Origin of the sequence: Burkholderia sp. M6-3 (assembly GCF_050858985.1) — a bacterium.
Lineage (GTDB): Bacteria > Pseudomonadota > Gammaproteobacteria > Burkholderiales > Burkholderiaceae > Paraburkholderia > Paraburkholderia caledonica.
In genome coordinates, this window is sequence record NZ_CP110093.1 from 266,188 (window position 1) to 285,235 (window position 19,048).

Sequence of the window (19,048 nt, forward strand, 5' to 3'; positions counted from 1 at the left end):
TCCGGGGCTATCACCACGCGGATTACATCCGCCGAGTTTAAGCTATCACGCGGGTTACACGAGTTATTGATTCAGATCAAACTGGGAGGAAGATGCCAGCTTGTAACTATGCCTGGTACACGCGCGGTCCGCACGTCGGGCGAGCCTGGTCGATCACCCGATCTGCTACATAGCGCAGACCCGGTACGTTCATGTCCTCCTTGCTGGCGAAGAAGCGTAGAAGGGTAGTCACGGAGCAGCGCCTTGAAAGTCGAAAACAATCGCCGCCGGGGTCGACGAACCAGATGGGCCTTTGCGATTGCTGTAAGCACGTTGTTGGCGATCGCCGCAACCTGGCTGAGTGCGATCGTCGATCATCCAATCAACACCGCAATCGTGACGGGAATGATGTCGCCTGAGTGCCGAAAAGTGGGACGCATAGTGCCGGGCTCCGTGCTTTTCGCGTCCCCACCCGACGACGATATCTGCCGCTCGTACTTTCTATATCGGGCGACAGACCACAACGCCGCCAGTGACGTAACCTCTTACACAAGTTTCGTTCTCCACGAACGCGTCGCCGAGTTTCGCAAGCGAATCGGCTACGTGTTTTTGCTAGGGTTGTTCGCGACCGGTGTCATCGTCGGTGGCGCCGCCCTTCTCCGAAGATTCTTTAGAAAGCTGCCGCGTCGCCAGTAGCCTGATGGTTTGGCGTTGGTAGATCAATCACAATGCTCGGCTGGCACGCCATTTAGACTTCCGACGACCGACTCCGCCAGACGGCGAGAATTGGATGCGAGGAACACTTTGCGTGGGCATAAGCCCGGAGTTTATGAGGGTCTTGACACACGTCAATCCATCCGGACACATGAAACCTATGCTAGGTCCATGGCGACACAAATGCGGTTTCTGGAGGAGTCGTGTTGAAAAGCGCAGCGATCGTTGGCCTTTTGATACTGCCCGGAGCCTTCTTCGTCCTCGGAGTGGCCTGCATTCATCCACGCCTTCGCAGGCAGATCGCCAGCCTCAGCGGTCTATCCGCTCCATTAACACGGGCGCGGGATGCGTATCTTGGAATCTGTACAAGACTCCCGTTGCATCGGGCGCACCGCGCCAGGAAAACCGGAACGTGAAAAGCAAAGGTGGCGCGTCAGTTGCACAGTCGTTGTTACGTCGGCGCCTGCCACATTGAGCACATCCCGCCAACCATGACTCACGCAGACACGATAGACTCTCATGGGGCAGAGCCGCCTGTTGCAGCTATCGATTCCAAAAGCGTTCGAACGCTGCCCGCAATGTTCGATCTGGCCTGCACGCGCTACGCCAGACGCCCGGCGTTCAGTTCATTCAATCATACGATTGAATATCAGGACGTTGCGCAATATGCGCGCCGTTTCTCGGGGTTTCTCATCACCGAATTCAGACTTGAGCCGTCCGAGCGCGTGGCGCTCATCTTGCCGAACGGCTTGCCCTATGTAGTGGCTTTCTTTGGCGTACTCGACGCTGGACTTATCGTCGCAAACGTCAACCCTCTTGCAACACCCCGTGAGATTCAGATCCAGCTATCTACGGCGGCAGTTTCAGCGATCGTGGTACTCGAGAATTTCGCCTGGAAACTCGACGATATTCTTGATGAGAATCAGGCGAAAGCAGTCGTATCCGTCGCGGTCGGCGATCTGCTTCCGCTGCGAAAGCGTGCCGCCATCGACTTTGTGCAGCGCGTTGTTCGAGACTCGATTCGCCCAACAAAGCGTAGGTACTGGACATTCAGTGCCGCCTTGTCGCGCCAGTACCCCAAAGCGCGAAATCAACCCTCTGCCTCCCTCGACGATGTGGCGCTGCTGCAGTTCACTGGAGGCACGACAGGTACCCCAAAGTGTGCAATGCTCACACACCGCAATCTGTGCTCCAACGTTGCTCAGATCCGTGCATGGCTGGGTGAGGCGTTTTGTTCTACGCCTCAGACCGTTCTCACGCCGCTGCCGCTGTTTCATATTTTCGCGCTGACTGCGAGTCTGCTGACGTTCGTCGAGCTCGGCGGCCACAATGTGCTCGTGTCCGATCCCCGCGATATCGCCGGGCTCGTAAGAGCCTTGCGCCGCACCCGGCCCACCGCCCTGTTAGGCGTGAACACGCTGTTCCACGCCCTTCCCGATGCACCACATTTCCGGGCTATCGACTGGTCGCGCCTGCGCCTGGTCATCGGTGGCGGCGCAGCGATTCAGCCATCCGTTGCCGCGCGATGGCAGACAGCAACGGGGGTGCCGATCGTCGAAGGGTACGGGCTGACCGAGGCCTCACCGGTCGTATGTGTGAATCCTGCGAATGCAAAGCAATTTTCCGGATCGGTGGGATATCCATTGCCTTCAACCGAAGTGAGCATTCGCGACGACGACGGCGCCCTGGTCGCCGCAGGAAGCATCGGCGAAGTGTGGGTCCGGGGACCGCAGGTCATGCGCGGTTACTGGATGAACCCTGACGAGACGGCCAAGGTCATCTCGCACGATGGCTGGCTTCGCACAGGGGACGTTGGTTACTTCACTGCTACGCAAATGCTCGTGCTCGTGGATCGCAAGAAAGACGTGATCATCGTGTCGGGTTTCAAGGTGTATCCATCTGAAGTGGAAGACGTGGTGTCCGCGCTCTCCGGCATAACCGCCGCGGCCGCAATCGGTGTGCCGGATGAGCGGACGGGACAGGCCGTGAAACTATTCGTCGTCCCGTCTTCAATAGGCATCACTGTGGCTGAAGTGGGGGCACATTGCCGCGCCAACCTGAGCGCCTACAAGGTTCCCAGCCTGGTTGAAGTCCGCGATACCTTGCCTTTGGACCAACTCGGCAAGGTACTCCGCCGAGCCTTGGTCTGAAGATTACGAAATGCGATTGTATCGACACGCGGCCCAATTGCACCGCCAGGCACAACTGCGTAATTGATAACGATCAAGCGCTGCCTTCTGCATGGCACCTATGCTGTAACTCCGCCCCCCCAACGCGGCCACGTGAAATGAAAGATGGCGCCGCCGGTCGCTCGTCGGCCAACGTCCAGCGCTTGCTGGAGATAGTTGATGCCTTTGCGGCAGAGATGAGTCCCAGAGGGCACAAGCCCCTTGTCGTAGGACTTGAGAGCCACTTCGAACGTGATCTCGGGCTGGACAGTCTCGCTCGCACCGAACTGCTGAGCCGCATCGAGAAAGCGCTCGGCGTGCGCTTTCCACTTGATCTGTTTGGGCAGGCGGTAACGCCACGTGATTTACTGCGCTTCCTCGAGGGGGAAACATCCGGGCGGTCCACATCCCCGATCGGTGCCATCGAGCTTGGCGCGCCGGACGGTGCACTGGACCCGCCCACTGATGCAAGAACGCTGGTCGACGCACTGCAGTGGCATGCATCGCGACGCCCGGAACGCACTCACATCGCATTTCTCGACGATGGCTCCGCGTCACATACGATGACCTATGCAGCGCTGCACGAGGCCGCCCTGCGGGTATCGCGCGGGTTGCGCCAGCTCGGCGTCAATCCTGGAGATACCGTCGCACTAATGCTGCCAACGGGCAGCGACTATTTCGCATGCTTCGCCGGCATACTGCTCATCGGCGCCATCGTCGTGCCCGTCTATCCGCCTGCGCAATCCGCACGGATCGACGATCACCTGGCGCGGCACGCGGCGATTCTTTCTGATGCGCGTGCACGTGTAATGATTGTCTCCTCACACGCGTTTGGAGCCGGCCTTCTGGCCAAGGCCAGGATACCAACGTTACACCAGATCGTTGCGGCGCCTCAACTCATGGGCGAGATGGATACCGAACGGTATGTCCCGCACGCTGACGACGTCGCGCTGCTTCAGTACACGTCCGGCAGCACTGGCACGCCCAAAGGCGTCGTGCTCACGCATGCGAACCTGCTCGCCAATATCCGGGCGATGGGTCAGACTGCCCGGATCGCGGAGCACGACATCTTCGCAAGTTGGCTTCCCCTGTATCACGACATGGGACTGATTGGAGCGTGGTTCGGCCCGCTCTACTTTGGGATCCCACTGGTTCTGATGTCCCCGCTGACGTTTCTTGCGCGTCCGGCGCACTGGCTGCAGACAATCAGTCGCTACCACGCCACCATTACGGCAGCACCCAACTTCGCCTATGAGCGCTGCGCACGCAGGATTGAGGACGCCGATCTCGAAGGCGTCGATTTGTCCTCGTTGCGCCTGGCATTCTGCGGCGCGGAGCCGGTCAGTGCATCCACCATGCGCGCATTCACTGCACGCTTTGCCAGCCATGGGTTCAGGCAGACTGCCCTGACCCCTGTCTACGGCCTCGCAGAAAACACGCTTGGACTCGCGTTTTCGGAACCGGGCCGAGGCGTGCGGACAGACTGTATCAGTCGCGTCCGACTGGCTGACTCGCAGCGTGCAGCACAAGCGGAATTTCCTGATGACGTGCTCGAACTGGTGTCGTGTGGACGCGCGTTACCCGGGAACCAGATTCGTATTGTCGATGCCGACTGCAATGAGGTATCCGAAAGAGCGATCGGCAGAATTGAATTCCGCAGCCCCTCCTCGACCCGTGGGTATTTTCAGAACCCCGCGCTGACTGCACAGCTGATTCACGATGATTGGCTCGATACCGGCGATCTGGGATATCTCGCCGATGAAGAGCTGTTTATCACGGGCCGCGTGAAGGATCTGGTGATTCGGGCCGGGCGTCACTTTTTTCCGTATGAGCTGGAAGCGGCCGTAGGGCGTCTGCCTGGAGTACGAACCGGTTGCGTCGCGGTGTGCGGAACGCCCGACATTGAGACGGGTACTGATCGACTGCTCGTCATCGCAGAGACTCGCGTAACTGCCCCTGCCACGCTCGCGACGATACGTACTGGCATCAACGAAGCCTCTGTGGCCCTGCTGGGCGCTCCGCCAGAAGAAGTTGCTCTGGTTCCACCGCACAGCATTCTAAAGACATCCAGCGGCAAGATTCGTCACGCGGCCACCCTGGATCTGTACCTGCGCAGCGGCAGGAATCTCGTGCCACGCCCGGCGTGGCGCCAGTGGCTCGATATCAGCGCGACCACCATACGGCCAATCGGCAGAAGACTTCGAACTGCCGGCGGGCGCATCGCTTACGGTGCATGGTGCTGGATCAGTATCATCCTTGTAGCGATACCCGCATGGCTGATGACTGTGTGGCACCCGGACGCGAAGCGAAACTGGAGGATTGCATCGCGCGCCGCACGACTAGCCCTGCGGCTGGCAGGAATTCGCGTGACCGTACGCGGCGTCGATCTCATTGACAGCGCACAGCCAGCGATTTTTGTTGCCAATCACGCGAGTTATCTGGACGGGCTGGTGCTACTCGCGGCCCTTCCCATCCCACTCGGTATTGTCGCAAAACGTGAGCTGACCAGCGCACCGCTTCTCGGCCGCTTCCTTCGCGCAATAGGCGTACGTTTCGTCGAACGCGCAGACTATCCGCGCATGGCCGACGACGAGCGCGAACTGGTAAAGCAGGCAATCGCCGGAACCTCGCTGCTCTTCTTTCCCGAAGCAACCTTCGTCAGATCCGCGGGTCTGCGGCAATTTCGGCTCGGCGCTTTTATTACCGCGTGCATTTCGCACCGGCCCATGATTCCTGTCGCAATCGCCGGCACGCGCGTTGTGCTGCCGGATGGACAGTGGTTGCCAATGCGAGCCGGTATCACAGTTACCGTGCTTCCAGCTCTGGCGCCGTCGGGAGAAGACATGAAGGCTGCGGCAGATTTGCGCGACGCCACCCGCGACGCAATCGCCGCTTGTTGTGGAGAAAGAGCGTTGAGCGAAATTTCTCCACTGGAGATACCCACTCACCACGACGCCCCATGACCGACGCGGTACCACGCTTCGCTGCGCGACACACTCCCACTTGATCTGGATCAAGCGAATCATGCGTTGCTACATGGACCATACACCTTGACCCAGCCTGTTTCGGGTGAGGGCGGGTGCCGCGACTGTGCTTCTCCCGAATACAGTCCGCCAGAGGTTAAAGCGTTGAAGGAGAGAATTCATGTGGGCGCGTGACGTGATGACAACGTCGGTCATTTTCGCTACCCCCGAGATGAGCGTACGGGAGGCCGCAAGGCTCCTTGTCGAACACTCGATCAGCGCGGTGCCGGTAAAGACTGCCGACGGTAAGCTCATTGGCATCGTCAGCGAGGGGGATCTGGTGCACCGTGGCGAAATAGGCACGGACGGCCGGCGCCGCTCCTGGTGGTTGGAGTTTCTCGCATCTAGCCGTGAACTGGCTGGCGAGTACGTGAAAGAGCATGCTCAGATAGTGAAAGATCTGATGACTGTCGACGTCATCACCGTAAACGAGGACACGCCTCTCTCAGAAGTTGCATCTCTGCTGGAGCGGCATCGCATCAAGCACGTTCCGGTGTTGAAAGACGGCAAGATGACAGGTCTGGTGAGTCGCGCCGACCTCGTGCGTGCGCTCGCAAGCAGCACGCACGACAACAAACAGACGCCGGTCGTACGAGCCGACGCAGAGATACGCGAGGCCATCTTGAATGCGATGTCTGGCCAACGTTGGGCGCTATCGCGAGGGCAGGTGATCGTCAACGAAGGCGAGGTACACCTCTGGGGTGTGATCCTTAGCGAGGAGGAGCGCAAAGCCGCGTGCATCGCGGCGCAAGGCGTCCCGGGCGTCAAACAGGTCGTCAGCCACCTTGACTATCCGGTGGTGCTCCCGGCGATGTGACCTCGCGAACGACCTGTTGATCTGCCGCCCAACATGCAGCGCGCAGACATGGACTCAACCTCCCGGTCTACGGTGCCCTCTCGTTCCACCGGAGACCGGCTCACCGCTGCGTGTCAATCGAGGGAAATTTTAGACGGCTTCCTGATGGCCGACGGCAAGCGCGAATACCTCCAGACACAGGCAAGCAGTCTGTTGCTCGCAAACGGGCGTTGTCGCGATCAATGGCTTTGTCGCAGTAAGCGCCGGGTATCATGCACTCTGACAATACGAACGATCGGACGCTTGATGACGACTCTCAATCCAGCCTTGGCACGAGTGCTCAAGCGTTTGCACTATCCACTCGACGTGATCCTGACGTGCGTGCGCTGGTATGTGGCGTATCCGCTGAGCCTTCGACACCTGGAAGAGATGATGGCGGAACGCGGAATCTCGGTCGACCATTCAACTGTGCACCGCTGGGCCATCAAGGTGTTGCCGGTCCTGGAGAAGGCCTTCCGCCGCCACAAGAAAGCCGTCGGCCGGAGCTGGCGAATGGATGAAACGTATATCAAGGTCCGAGGCCAGTGGAAGTATCTGTACCGCGCAGTCGACAAAGAGGGTAACACGGTGGATTTTCTGCTGCGTGCCCATCGCGACAAGGCCGCGGCGCGGCGCTACTTCGAAAAGTCAATCGAGCAAAACGGCGAACCCGAGACGGTGACAATCGATAAAAGCGGTGCGAACCTGGCCGCGCTGGATGCTCTCAACGAGGAGCGGCAAGCACCGGTCAGGATTCGCCAGAACAAGTATCTGAACAATGTTGTCGAGCAAGATCATCGGGCGATCAAGCGACGCACGCGGCCTATGCTTGGCTTCAAGAATTTTCGTTGCGCCCGGATCCTGTTGAGCGGCATCGAGCTCATGCATATGATCGCCAAGGGCCAAATGCAAGTCCGTGGCCTCGGATACACTCATGCCGAGCAGTTCTACTCACTGGTGGCATAAGCAGTCCTTCTTAAACTGCCGTTTGTTCGCATCGTGCTCTTACCGCGACAAAACCTCTTCGGCCGTAGTTATGTGGCAGAGCCAGACGCGCTCGTCAGGCAACTCGCAGCCGATGAGGCCATTGCGGAAGCCGACACGCTACTGTTGACCGTGCCGAATCAACTCGGCGTGGAGTACTGCGCACACGTGGTCGAATCGATCCTCACGCACGTCGCTCCTGCGCTTGGCTGGCGTTAGTATAAGATCGCTTTGGCTTCAGCGCAGCGGAAACCAAAGGGGCCCCTCCCACGCTTTCAGCGCATCGAGAAACACCTTCAACTTCGAAGGCATGAAACGCCGCGTCGGATAAACAGCATGCACGAATATCTCCGGTGACGACCACCCGGGCAACACGCGCACCAGTTCTCCGCTCGCAATATGCGGATCGCAATAGCTCGACGGAAGCAGCGCGATGCCGTGCCCGCGAAGCGCGAATGCATTGACGATGTGAAAGTCGCGTGCGGCGACGGGTCCGCTCACGTGTACCCTGGCCGCTTTGCGCCCGCTGACCAAGTGCCATTCCGTCTCGTTGTTGCGGGCGTTGATCAGCACGCAGGGATGCTGGCTCAGCTCGTCGGGCCGCGAAGGAAGGGGATGGTTTCGCGCATAGTCGGCCGAGACGACGAGCTGCCGCATGCTCCTTCCCACCCGCTGCGCGACGAGGCTCGAGTCCTGCAACTCACCAAAACGAATCGCAACGTCGACGTTCTCGGCGATCAGGTCAATGAACGCATTTGTAAAATACAGATCCACCTGGATCTGCGGATATTCCTTCAGAAATGCCGACAGGAAGCCGTAAAACGGCTCCTGTTCGAGCATCACAGGACCGGAGATGCGTAGCACGCCCTCCGGCTTCTTCTGCGTCTGGGTGATGACGCGCTCCGCGTCGTAAAGATGACTCAGCGGCTCGCTGCATTGATCGAAGTAGGCGCGACCCTGCGACGTCAGGCTGAGCTTGCGCGTAGTGCGTTGCAACAGCGTGACGCCGAGCCGTTCTTCGAGCGCGGTCACCTTGCGGCTGACGGTTGAGACAGGCATGCCGAGCGCACGCGCGGCGCGGCTGAAGCTCTCGAATTGCGCTACCCGTACAAAGACGGCGATGTCGTTGAGGTCGGCAAGTTCGGTCATGTCAGTTCAAAGCCATTTTTGCGCAGGTGGAAAAGAGATTGCAGCTATTCCAGTCTAATCAAAAATGCTCGCCGGGACGAGACTTCTCTCCACGCAGTAACTTCCTGGAGAGAAATCATGGCAAACAAAGTCGTCGTCATTACTGGTGCTTCGAGTGGAATTGGTGAAGCCACCGCCAAACTTCTTGCTTCAAAAGGCGCCACTGTGGCTCTGGCCGCTCGCCGCCTGGACAAGCTTCAACGCGTTGCCGCGGAAATCCTCGCGAAAGGCGGGAGGGTATCGGTCCATCAGGTCGATGTGACGGATCAGGAGCAGGTCAACCGCCTGATCAGTGACGTCGTGTCGCAGCATGGCCGCCTCGACGTCATGGTGAACAACGCGGGCCTGATGGCAATCGCGCCGCTGTCGCTGCGCAAGACCGATGAGTGGGACCGGATGATCGACATCAACATCAAAGGGCTCCTGTACGGTGTCGCCGCGGCGCTGCCGGTTTTCGAAAATCAGCAGTCGGGCCACTTCGTCAACATTGCGTCGGTCGTGGGCCTGAAGGTCTTCAGCCCCGGAGGCACGGTCTATTCGGGAACCAAGTTCGCCGTGCGCGCGATTTCTGAAGGTCTGAGGCACGAAGTGGGTGGGAACATTCGCACGACCGTCATTTCGCCGGGCGCGATCGACACGGAACTGAAGTTCGGTTCTGGCCACGACGACAGCCGCAATTTCGTCGTCGACTTCTACAAGATGGCTATTCCCGCCGATGCCATCGCGCAGGCCATTGCTTATGCGATCGAGCAACCCCGTTCGGTCGACGTCAACGAAATCGTGATTCGTCCCACCGTGCAGGATTTCTGAAGCGTGGCACTGCGGTGGCTGAGCGCCGACGGGTCAGAGTTGTTGTGACCCGTCCGCGCGCCAATCACTGCGAAGCCAACCCGAATGACTTCATCGAGGAGTTCATCATGCCCGCAGCAGTGTTTTCTCTCGCGTTCGCCGCGTTCGCAATCGGAACGACGGAATTCGTCATCGTCGGCTTGTTGCCCGACATTGGAAGGGCGTTCGGCATCTCCGTGTCGACGGCCGGTTTGCTGGTGAGTTTTTACGCGCTGGCTATTACGAGCGGCACGCCTGTGGTCTCGGCCTTAACCGCGCGCCTGCCGCGCCGCGCATTGCTCCTCGCGCTGATGACTTTTTTCACGCTGTGCAATCTCGCGGCGGGACTTTCGACAGCCTTCGCGGCGCTGCTCACGATCCGGATCGTCATGGCTGTCGCATACGGCGTGTTCTTCGGCCTTGGGACAACCGTTGCCATGGCGCTCGTGCCGACGCAGAAGTCAGGCAGGGCCGTAGCGATCATGGTAAGCGGCCTGACGGTCGCGATGGTGACTGGCGTCCCCGGCGGTACGTGGCTCGGCGATCTGATGAGCTGGCGGTTGCCGTTCCTGGTAGTGGCTGCCATGGGCGCGCTGGCGACTATCGGCCTCTGGCGGCTCCTGCCCGCGCTTGCCGCTCAGCGCAGTGCCGGCACCATTCTCTCGCAACTCGCCTTGCTGAAAAGTCAGGCGTTGATGCCGCTCTATGCGATCGCCGCGCTGGGCATGGGAGCGACGTTCGCGGTGTTCACTTACCTGTCACCGCTGTTGATTCATACCACGGGGTTCAGAAGCGAAGGCGTAACCCTGGGGCTGATGGTGTTCGGACTCGGCTCCGTGGTGGGGACGATCGGCGGAGGGCGCCTGTCCGACAGATATGGCGCGAAGCTGAGCATGAACATTGCGCTGGCCGGCATCGCCGCGTCGGTCGCCGCGCTCTGGCTCACCGCACAGCATCCCGTGATGGTGATGGTCAACCTGTTTGTCTGGGGCGCGTTCGCCTTCGCCGTTCCTCCGATCATGCAGGCGACTGTCGTGCTGGTGGCTCGACGCGTGGCGCCCGAGGCGGTCGGTACGGCGGCGGGGCTCAACGTCGCTGCGTTTAACCTCGGCATCTCTGGCGGGTCCTTCCTCGGCGGGCTGACGCTGGCAGGCGTCAACGTCCTTACGACGGTCTACGCCGGCGTGGCTCTGGCGGTGGTGGGACTCGTGGTTGTCGCGATATATCGATGGTCGGACCGTCCGACTGCCGCGTCTGCCCGAGACGCGCTGGGACGGTGCTAAACGTCAGCGCCCCACTCGACGTCAACGAATCACGCAACGAGAAACATCATGAACCTATCGAAGTCTCATGTACTGCAACCCGGACGACGGCGTTTCGTGCAGCTTCTCGCATCGCTGCCGTTCGTTTCCGCCGCTGCACCCGCTCACGCGCTGTCACCGTCAGGAGCCGCAATGACAACTGCACACGACACCATTCGACCGAAGGCCCTTGTCTTCGATATGCAAGGCACCGTCTTCAACTTCTATGATCCGATGATGCATGAACTGGCCCGCCTCCCTGCAGTCGCGCCGCGGCTTCAGGACTGGTCGACTTTTGCGGGACGGTGGAGCGCTGCGGCACATGACGCTATCGTCGAGATCGCCGCCGGGCGCAAGCCGTGGCAACCCAACCGCGCTGTTTATGCCGAGGTGTTGCCTTCGTTGCTTACGCGTTACCCAGGCGGCAATACGCTTTCCGACGAGGACAAGACCCGCTTGCTCGACGTCTGGGGAACGATGACACCATGGTCCGATACGCTGGCAGGACTAACATCTCTGCGTAAGGCGTTCGTGGTTGCAACGCTGACTAATGCGTCGATGGCGGGAATGATCGGCCTCGTCAAACGCGAAGGACTGCTCTTTGATGCGATCCTCACCGGCGAACTGGTGCACGCGTTCAAGCCTGATCCGCGTGTCTACCACCTCGCTTCTGAGTATCTCGGCTTTTTACCGGGCGAGATCATGCTGGCGTCTGCTCACAAGTGGGATCTGATGGCGGCCAAGCGCAGCGGCCTGCTCACGGCGTTTGTGCCGCGTGCCTTTGAAAACGGTCCTGCGACCGAGGTCGATACCTTGCCGGAGCCGTACATCGACGTTATCGCCTCCGATTTACCGCAACTCGCGTCGCTCCTCGATCGCGGATGAAACAGATCAGGCCGGTAAAGATCGCGACCTCGATGGGCCGGTCACGCGGCCCGCGGACGTCCGCTGTCGGTCACGTCGCAGACATCGGCCGAGGTTGGGCAGATGACGGGAATGGGTCGGGCCGAGACCATCCGCGCTTCAGGCTCATCGCCGCAAAGCGGTCATTGGTATTTCGCCTCCCGAAAGCAGCCGGTCGTCAACGCGCACTTCCGGGACCCACAAGAGACGTTCGCGTCTTCCAGAAACGGCCATTCATGCAAGCACCGGGCCACTGCGACCGCGGCCTTTCTCAACGCCCGGGCCGACAAAATATATTGACGAGATTTCCATCCGGGTCACGCAGTAGTAGCGAGCGATTGCCCCAAGGCATCAATGTCGTCGGCATCACGGTGGTCGTACCGGACGCTTTCATCCGTTCGAACACCATGTCGACGTCCTCCACTTCGAACTCCAGGATTGCCGATTGATTGGCTGCGGCAGTGGCCGCTCCAACATTGAAGAGCTTGATCAGGTGCTCGGATGAAATCGCGAGGGTCGCGCTCGCGAACCGCAATTCGGCAAACCCATCGGCTAGCCGCACAGCTTCGATTCCGGACAGCCTCTGATAAAAGTCGATCAGCCGTTCAATATCCGCGGTAACCAGTCGAACCGATGCAAACTTCATGTTGAGCTCCTTTAAAAGAGCTTCAGTCTACTGAGCCATGCTGTCAGAATCTGGCAGTATCGTGCGACTAGCGACCTGGTTGAGTTTGCGCCATTCTCGAAGCAGAGTGGAACGCCGCTTTGGGTAGCGCTCCGTCTTTTGCTCGACGCTCAAGATCCGATCCGAACGGAAATTGCGAAAATCGGCTCGAAGCTCGCACCAACACATCAGCACCCGTGCCTGGTCGAAATACACCAAGGCAAAGGGCCAAACGACGCGCCGCGATCGAATGCCGCTGCCGTCCACGTAGGTAATCTCGAGCTTCGACTCTGCACGGACCGCGGCACGCAGCAGGTCCGGCGAGATCGTGTGGGCAGGTCTCTTCAACGGCGCGCCGACCAGCAGCGAAGATTCCTCTAGCTCGCGGCGCAGTTCAGCGGGCAGCACCGCCGCTATCTTTGCAAGCGCGCCGAGCGCGCCTGCCGATAGCGTCTCGTCGCAGCGATCGGCCACCCAGCGCATGCCAAGCACCAAGGCATCGAGTTCCTCCGAGCGGAACATGATGGGTGGAAGCATGAAGCCCGGCTTCATCACATAGCCAATGCCCGGCGCCCCTTCGATCATTGCTCCCTGGGCCTGCAAACTGGCGATGTCTCGGTACAAGGTGCGGGTGCTCACGCCGAGCTCATTAGCGAGGGTTTGGCCGCTCACGGGACGTCGATAACGACGTAACACTTGCAGGAGTTGAAGGAGGCGTTCTGCACGGGACATACGTGAATTCTGATATCGACACGGAGGAGAATCAACAATGTGATCCAATGCTTCGGACCGAATGCAGTTGATTCGTTCCGACGGTCATTGCATTGTCGACGATCTATACGACTGGGCGTCCCTTCCTGGCCGGCCTATGCCCAATGCGGTCGGCTCGGTGGACCCAACGCCGACCGTCGGATCGTCCGTGAGCTGCTGCCAATCTTTGGCATGGACGGCATGCAGATGCGGGCATGGTGCTGGAAGACAACTCCGCTGGATCGAGGGGGCGTTATGGGTCGCGGCGCGCCCATTGCGATCCTTGGCAAGCGCTTCTATCCTTTCCTGGCGATGATACGACGGATCGCCTTACCCGACGAAGGACTCACCACTTGCTCATTCAGAACAACAGCTGCGTTGGATAAGGCCTGAAGCACCAGGGAAGGACTAAAGGTGGCATAGAGCCGTCCATGTTCGTCCCGACGGTCTTTGCCCTCGGTGACTCGCCAGCTCAGATACAGTGTTCCACCGGGCTCCGCGATGTCCAGAAGCTTGCGCACCGAAGGCACAATCAGTTCCGCCTCCAGATGCATGATGACAGTTTCGCACAGCACGTTTTGGAAACTGGCGTCTGCGACGCCCTCGAGCTCCGGTAGCGCGGCGACCTGAAACTGGATGTCAGGATGGCGCCGTCGAGCCTCTTCCAGCAAACCCTTCGAAGGCTCGAAGCCCATGGTCGGGAAACCATTCGAAGCCAGCCACGCGGCATCGCGTCCGCTGCCACAGCCGACGTCCGCCGTGCGTCCGGGACGGAAGTACTTCCGTATGAGCGCGTGCAAGTCTGTCGCTGGCGGCTGCTCATCCCAGTCTTTTGCAAATGAGGCGGAATTCTGGTCGTAGGCGCTAAGAGTTCTGGTGTCCATAGACTGTTTCACATGTTGTGCCTGCTATTTCGTCGACGCGGCAGCAAATCTGCAAAGCCACGGTGCTAGCCAGCCACGTTCGCATCGCCAATGGTGCTCTCGTCGTAACCAAACGATTTTCGTTCTACCGTGCTCACTTGATGGAGGCTTCTCCCGATGGTACTCCGTCACCGGATTGTCGACGATCCAGCCCGCTGAGTCGAATGGCCGGTTGTGGCCGGCCTCAGCCCGAAGGGGGCCTGCTGATGCCGACCTCGCCCGGAACGCCAAAGCGCGTGTGTCAAACTCTATTGTTTCGGGTCGAACTGTATTGTCTTGTGTCGGACTCTATTGTTCGTTCACAGCAGGCAAGCATAGGAGCCGCCCTGCTAAAGTCGGCCTCGCCGCTTTCCGTTTTTCAACGTGCGCAGGAACCCGGTCTCTTACGACTACCGGGGCGAGCCGGCAGCGCGAAGGGCTGAATGCGGCCGGAAGGGTCGCACGACTGCGCCGCAGCCGGGGTGCCTTCCATCATCGACGGCAGCCCGTGGACGCCCTCGTCGATCCCGCGGGCGTTGAGATACCGAAGGATCTTTTCAGCGAAGCCGTCCGGACAGTAGAACGTGCGGCCTCGTGATAGCGCGGCCCTCGTCATCGCGGCCCATCCACCGTCAGGCACGAAACACTGGCGGCCGAAGTAGTAGAAGCGGCCGGCCACGAGCGCATTGACGCCAGCGGTATCGTGGTGCGCCTCGGCGCGCGTGTGGCGCCGGTTCTCGAGCTGCTCGTAGTGGCCGCGGTGGTCGAGGTAGTAGATGTTGTCGCCACACAGGGCGATCGCGTCGTTCGACTCGCGCGGCGGCTGCTTGCGCACGAACCGCTTGTCATCGAAGTAGTCGTGCAGCGGCAGGACTTCGCCAATCTGCATGAGGTACACGAGCCAGTCGCGCGGGATAGTGACGCCGCGGCGCGCGGCGCTATCGACCAGAGACTGCGATACGAAGCCAGCCACCCAGTCACCGGCCTCACGGCATGCACGGATCCTCGGCTTGCACGTGGCAAGCGTGAGCACCCCGTGGAACGGGTTGGGCGCGAAGCCGCTGTCGTGGGTCATCTTGTAGCCCATGGTGACGCTCATACGACGGCTCCTGCCGCGGTAGACCCCGCGATGCTGGCGGCGTGCGCCGTCTCGCGCGTGACGGGCGGCGCGATGCCATGGCGAAGCACGAGGCCCTGCAGCCATTGCGATGCTTCCTTGCAGTCGCCCACGTCGATCACGAACTCCTGACCCTTGCCGACCGTCTGCACGATCGCCCAATCGTCCTCGACCCGCCAGCGCGCGGGATCGCGGTGATAGCTGAGCGCGGGCTCGTCGGGGTTTCTCAGGAGCCAGCGCGGCACACGCCAGATGGATCGCGAGGACCCGGGTGCGGTGAGCTGCAGGCCTGCGCCCCAATTGCGGAATGTGCCAGCCGCAGGCGCGCGTTGGCGCAAGCCCGCCAGCCTGTCGTCGGCGACATAGATCGTGTTATCCACGCCAATGCGATCGGCGTACTGCACGTGCGGATGGTCCGCCAGCCACGGCGGGCATTCGGATGCGCCAACCCGGTGGACCTCGCCGATCTGCAGCCAGCCAAAGAGGGCGTGCACGTTCGGCGCGCCGGGCACGTACCGCCAGCGGCCCGCGACGTTCTCGGTCTTGCGGAACCATCCGAAGAACAGGAAAACGTCCCCGGGGCCGACACCCTGTTTCGCGAGGTGCTTCTGCGCGGAGCCCACCTGTCCGAGTGAGGCGCGCCACCCAGACAGGCGCGCGGCGCTGCCTTCGGTCAGGTCAGGGTCGAGGTGGACGGACGTACGCGCAGTGATCGCGCCGTCCGTGAGGTCGCCGGCGAGGTGGTGTAGCGGACCCAGAGGACACTGGATGTCGCCAAGCGGGCGGCCATAGCGCGACGGGATGGGGAAAGTCTGGAGCGATCCATCCGGAAGGATAGGGCTCGGCACTCGGCCATACTGTGAATCAAACCCTTTGCGGCTGAAAATGATTTTCAAGCGTGGCTCCTGGTAACGCCCTCGCCGCGTGGTCGCACCGCGTTCGCCCGAACACGATTCCCATGGCCGATGCGTGGCGCGCCCGCAACTCTCGGAGATCCGGTGCCTGCTCGGACCAGCGATAGATTCACGGAGATGTCAGCGTTGGCGGTCGAGGTAATGCCACTGCCAGCCGTCCTCGCGGTCCGGCGTGATCGCTCCACGTTACCGTTTCATCGTGGCCACCGCATGCGACGTGAAATGGTGCAGCGGTCTAAGCGTCATATAATAGAAGGTTGCCCCGGCACAATGGCAAGGAGCGTACCGTCACCTAGTGTCAGCGCCGGTCAGAAGTGCCCTGGAACATGTGCTGACTCCCAGCATAGCGCCGCAATGATTCGCTCCCGTCCGAACCCTCATTCGACTTATTCCGCCGCACTGCGGGCAATTTTCGCCAAGCGACAGAGCGACTCTGGTACGTCACTGCAAAAGTGGTACAGGAGAAAAGCGACCAAGGTAGCAAGCGGCCGTGAGCCGCTGGTCGAGGGTGTCGTCCAATGCAAACGGCCAAGGTTTCGCCGAGCGAGGGGAAGATCACGAACGACGGCTTGTGGCAGGCTTGAGGCAGTGCCCGGGCAACTCTCGCGTCATATTTGTACGCGGCTCCGTGGGTATCTCGGACCGACTAGGCGGGAGTCTGATTTGAGCGAGAATGCTGTGCGGATTACCCGCGCATATCTGATCACCGTTGCTGCTGCGGCGATGGTTCTATCGGCCGGAGCACTCGTCTGAATCGTCTTGTTCGGCGTCAACGAGAATATCTTCCGCACGGCGGAGTTCCGGGGCATTGCACCGTAGCGGTTTCAGCGTTCGTTGTATTGGTGCGTGCCCTGTCGGCGCGGCGAACGCACGCTTGGCGGCACTGAGTCGTGACCCCAACGGTGCAATCCGACGATAAGGCGCGATACTAACGCGTGACCGTTGAGTGGAAGTTACTATCGCGCCACTGAAAACAACTATCTACCCACATAATCACCTTCATCCTCCGCCCCTCTGCAGAGTCGGCCCGCTTAAACCCAAGGCCGTGTTAATGATCGCGAGATGACTGAGCGTCTGGGGAAAATTGCCTGCAAGTTCGCGGCGCTGCACGTTGTATTGCTCGGAGAGCAAGCCAACGTCGTTGGCGGCGGCCAGCACACGCTCGAACTGTTGCTGCGCTTCCAGTGTGCGTCCTTGCAGATTCAGGCAATCCGCCATCCAGCAGGAGCAGGCGAGAAACGTCCCTTCGCTCGGGCCGCCCGCATTGCGGTGGTGGCGCCGTATGAGTCCGTCTTCGCTCAGTTCGCGGCGAATGTTTCCGATGGTCGACGCCATGCGCGGGTCGTCGGCGGAAATGAAACCGACTAGCGGCATCAGCAGCAGACTGGCGTCGAGCTCTTCGCCGCCGTAGTACTGCGTGAAGGTGCCGAGCCCTTCGTTCCAGCCTTCCCGGAGCACCTCCTGGCGGATGCGTTCACGCAGCACGGCAAGCCGTTGCACGATCGCAGAGCTCGCGCTGCCGGACTGATGGCGGTTGACGAAACGGTCGAGCGCCACCCAGACCATCACGCGCGAGTACGTGTAATGGCGCGGCGTTGCTCTCGCTTCCCAGATTCCGGCGCCCGGCAGGCGCCAGACTTCCTCCAGGTGTCCGACAATGCGCGTCTCGATCAAGTCCTCATGCGCCGTGGGTTCGAGCCCGCCCCGACGGGCGACGTCGAGGCAGTCGATCACTTCTCCCAGCACGTCGAGTTGATGCTGATGAGCCGCGGCGTTGCCGATTCGAACGGGCTTTGCATAGCGATGACCCGGTAGCCAGTCCACGGTCCACTCGCGGAGATGACGCCCGCCATCCACGCGATACATGATCCTGCTTCGCTCAGGCACAATCGAGACCGTGCGCAACAGCCAGTCGCGCCATGCGCCCGCTTCCTCATGAAACCCCGCATTGAGCAGGGCGACCATGGCAAAGCTCGTGTCGCGTAACCAAGCATAGCGATAGTCCCAGTTCAGTTCGCCGCCGGGCGCTTCGGGCAGCGAGGTCGTGGGCGCAGCGACGATCGCGCCGGTCCGCCGATGGATCAGCGCCTTCAGCGTCAACAGCGAGCGACGAACAGCCTGCGGCCACGCGGTTCGCGTGTCGTCGAACCTGGCGATCCAGTCGCGCCAGAAACGCTGCGTTTCATGAAACGCGTGCTGGACGTCGAGCGGTTGCGGGGGCGCGTCGTGTGTGCGCGTGTAGGTCATGGCGAAGCTCACGCAATCGCCTGCCTTGACTGCGAAGCGCGAACGCAGGGTGCCGTCCGCTAACTCGATGTGAGCGCTTGTCCGAAGCACGACGCGGTCTGGTCCGATGTGCGCCTCGAATGCGTCGTCGCGACGATCTAGCAACGGCGTCAGTTCGCCATAGTTGAAGCGCAGTTGCAATTTGGAGTCCATCTCGACGACGCCGCGCAACCCGGTAACGATACGCACCACCGAACTTGGACCGTCGCCGACTGGCATGAAGTCGGTCACGCGAACGGCGCCGTCCTCGACGTCGAAGTCGGTCTCCATGATCAGCGTGTCGTCCTGATAGCGCCGCGCTCGGCGCTGGACGGCGGCGACCGGCGAGAGCGCCCAGTGGCCGTTATCGGCCGTGCCAAGGAGTGCGGCGAAACACGCATCGTCGTCGAAACGCGGCCAGCACAACCAGTCTATCGAGCCGTCACTGCTGACCAGCGCCGCCGTTTCGCCGTCCCCGAGCAGCGCATAGTCTTCGATCGGGCGGCTCATCGG

The 19,048-nt window shown here is 60.8% G+C and carries 16 protein-coding genes and 1 pseudogene; 9 read left to right on the forward strand and 8 right to left on the reverse strand.

Going from position 1 to position 19,048, the window contains the following annotated elements; genetic code table 11:
• Nucleotides 1–106: 106 nt before the first annotated feature.
• Nucleotides 107–232 (reverse strand): hypothetical protein, encoded by a 126-nt coding sequence (locus tag OH764_RS36425; RefSeq protein ID WP_498851811.1) that lies wholly within the window; start codon nt 230–232, stop codon nt 107–109.
• 11 nt (nt 233–243) lie between these two features.
• On the opposite strand from OH764_RS36425, the gene OH764_RS36430 reads away from it, so the two are divergent.
• The 6 genes and pseudogenes from OH764_RS36430 to OH764_RS36455 all read left to right on the forward strand — a co-directional run.
• The gene (locus tag OH764_RS36430) at nt 244–675 is read left to right on the forward strand and encodes a hypothetical protein (protein ID WP_229517683.1); all 432 of its coding nucleotides are present in this window, start codon (nt 244–246) and stop codon (nt 673–675) included.
• 596 nt (nt 676–1,271) lie between these two features.
• Nucleotides 1,272–2,843 carry an acyl-CoA synthetase family protein gene (locus OH764_RS36435; RefSeq protein WP_498851812.1) on the forward strand — a complete coding sequence of 524 codons (1,572 nt, stop codon included), beginning with the start codon at nt 1,272–1,274 and terminating at the stop codon, nt 2,841–2,843.
• 137 nt (nt 2,844–2,980) lie between these two features.
• The gene (locus tag OH764_RS36440) at nt 2,981–5,824 is read left to right on the forward strand and encodes an AMP-binding protein (protein WP_498851813.1); all 2,844 of its coding nucleotides are present in this window, start codon (nt 2,981–2,983) and stop codon (nt 5,822–5,824) included.
• A gap of 181 nt (nt 5,825–6,005) precedes the next feature.
• On the forward strand, nt 6,006–6,701 hold the full coding sequence (locus tag OH764_RS36445; protein WP_498851814.1) for a CBS domain-containing protein: 696 nt from the start codon (nt 6,006–6,008) through the stop codon (nt 6,699–6,701).
• 285 nt (nt 6,702–6,986) lie between these two features.
• Nucleotides 6,987–7,685, forward strand: coding sequence for an IS6 family transposase (locus OH764_RS36450; RefSeq protein ID WP_498851815.1), 699 nt, complete (start codon nt 6,987–6,989; stop codon nt 7,683–7,685).
• A 54-nt stretch (nt 7,686–7,739) separates the two neighbouring features.
• Nucleotides 7,740–7,922: pseudogene (locus OH764_RS36455) on the forward strand (LLM class flavin-dependent oxidoreductase); the annotation flags it as partial.
• Between the two features lie 18 nt (nt 7,923–7,940).
• Here OH764_RS36455 and OH764_RS36460 read toward each other — a convergent pair.
• Nucleotides 7,941–8,852, reverse strand: coding sequence for a LysR family transcriptional regulator (locus OH764_RS36460; protein ID WP_413168697.1), 912 nt, complete (start codon nt 8,850–8,852; stop codon nt 7,941–7,943).
• Nucleotides 8,853–8,969: 117 nt separating this feature from the next.
• Here OH764_RS36460 and OH764_RS36465 point away from each other — a divergent pair, with 117 nt between their 5' ends.
• The 3 genes from OH764_RS36465 to OH764_RS36475 all read left to right on the forward strand — a co-directional run bounded on the left by OH764_RS36465 (nt 8,970) and on the right by OH764_RS36475 (nt 11,905).
• Complete coding sequence (locus OH764_RS36465) at nt 8,970–9,701, forward strand: SDR family oxidoreductase (RefSeq protein ID WP_413168698.1); 732 nt, start codon at nt 8,970–8,972, stop codon at nt 9,699–9,701.
• A 107-nt stretch (nt 9,702–9,808) separates the two neighbouring features.
• Nucleotides 9,809–11,002, forward strand: coding sequence for an MFS transporter (locus OH764_RS36470; RefSeq protein WP_498851816.1), 1,194 nt, complete (start codon nt 9,809–9,811; stop codon nt 11,000–11,002).
• Between the two features lie 48 nt (nt 11,003–11,050).
• Nucleotides 11,051–11,905, forward strand: coding sequence for an HAD family hydrolase (locus OH764_RS36475; RefSeq protein WP_498851817.1), 855 nt, complete (start codon nt 11,051–11,053; stop codon nt 11,903–11,905).
• Between the two features lie 289 nt (nt 11,906–12,194).
• Here OH764_RS36475 and OH764_RS36480 read toward each other — a convergent pair whose 3' ends face one another.
• The 6 genes from OH764_RS36480 to OH764_RS36505 all read right to left on the reverse strand — a co-directional run bounded on the left by OH764_RS36480 (nt 12,195) and on the right by OH764_RS36505 (nt 19,045).
• The gene (locus tag OH764_RS36480; protein ID WP_498851818.1) at nt 12,195–12,569 is read right to left on the reverse strand and encodes a VOC family protein; all 375 of its coding nucleotides are present in this window, start codon (nt 12,567–12,569) and stop codon (nt 12,195–12,197) included.
• A 27-nt stretch (nt 12,570–12,596) separates the two neighbouring features.
• Nucleotides 12,597–13,319: a helix-turn-helix transcriptional regulator gene (locus OH764_RS36485; RefSeq protein ID WP_498851819.1), complete on the reverse strand. Its 723-nt coding sequence runs from the start codon at nt 13,317–13,319 to the stop codon at nt 12,597–12,599.
• A gap of 314 nt (nt 13,320–13,633) precedes the next feature.
• On the reverse strand, nt 13,634–14,221 hold the full coding sequence (locus OH764_RS36490; protein WP_498851820.1) for a class I SAM-dependent methyltransferase: 588 nt from the start codon (nt 14,219–14,221) through the stop codon (nt 13,634–13,636).
• 397 nt (nt 14,222–14,618) lie between these two features.
• Nucleotides 14,619–15,338 (reverse strand): Nmad2 family putative nucleotide modification protein, encoded by a 720-nt coding sequence (locus OH764_RS36495; protein WP_498851821.1) that lies wholly within the window; start codon nt 15,336–15,338, stop codon nt 14,619–14,621.
• The gene (locus OH764_RS36500) at nt 15,335–16,252 is read right to left on the reverse strand and encodes an Nmad3 family putative nucleotide modification protein (RefSeq protein ID WP_498851822.1); all 918 of its coding nucleotides are present in this window, start codon (nt 16,250–16,252) and stop codon (nt 15,335–15,337) included. Before OH764_RS36500 ends, OH764_RS36495 begins: the two co-directional genes overlap by 4 nt.
• Before the next feature lie 1,017 nt (nt 16,253–17,269).
• Nucleotides 17,270–19,045, reverse strand: a complete 1,776-nt coding sequence (locus OH764_RS36505; RefSeq protein WP_498851823.1) for a glycoside hydrolase family 15 protein — start codon at nt 19,043–19,045, stop codon at nt 17,270–17,272.
• Between the last annotated feature and the right edge of the window lie 3 nt (nt 19,046–19,048).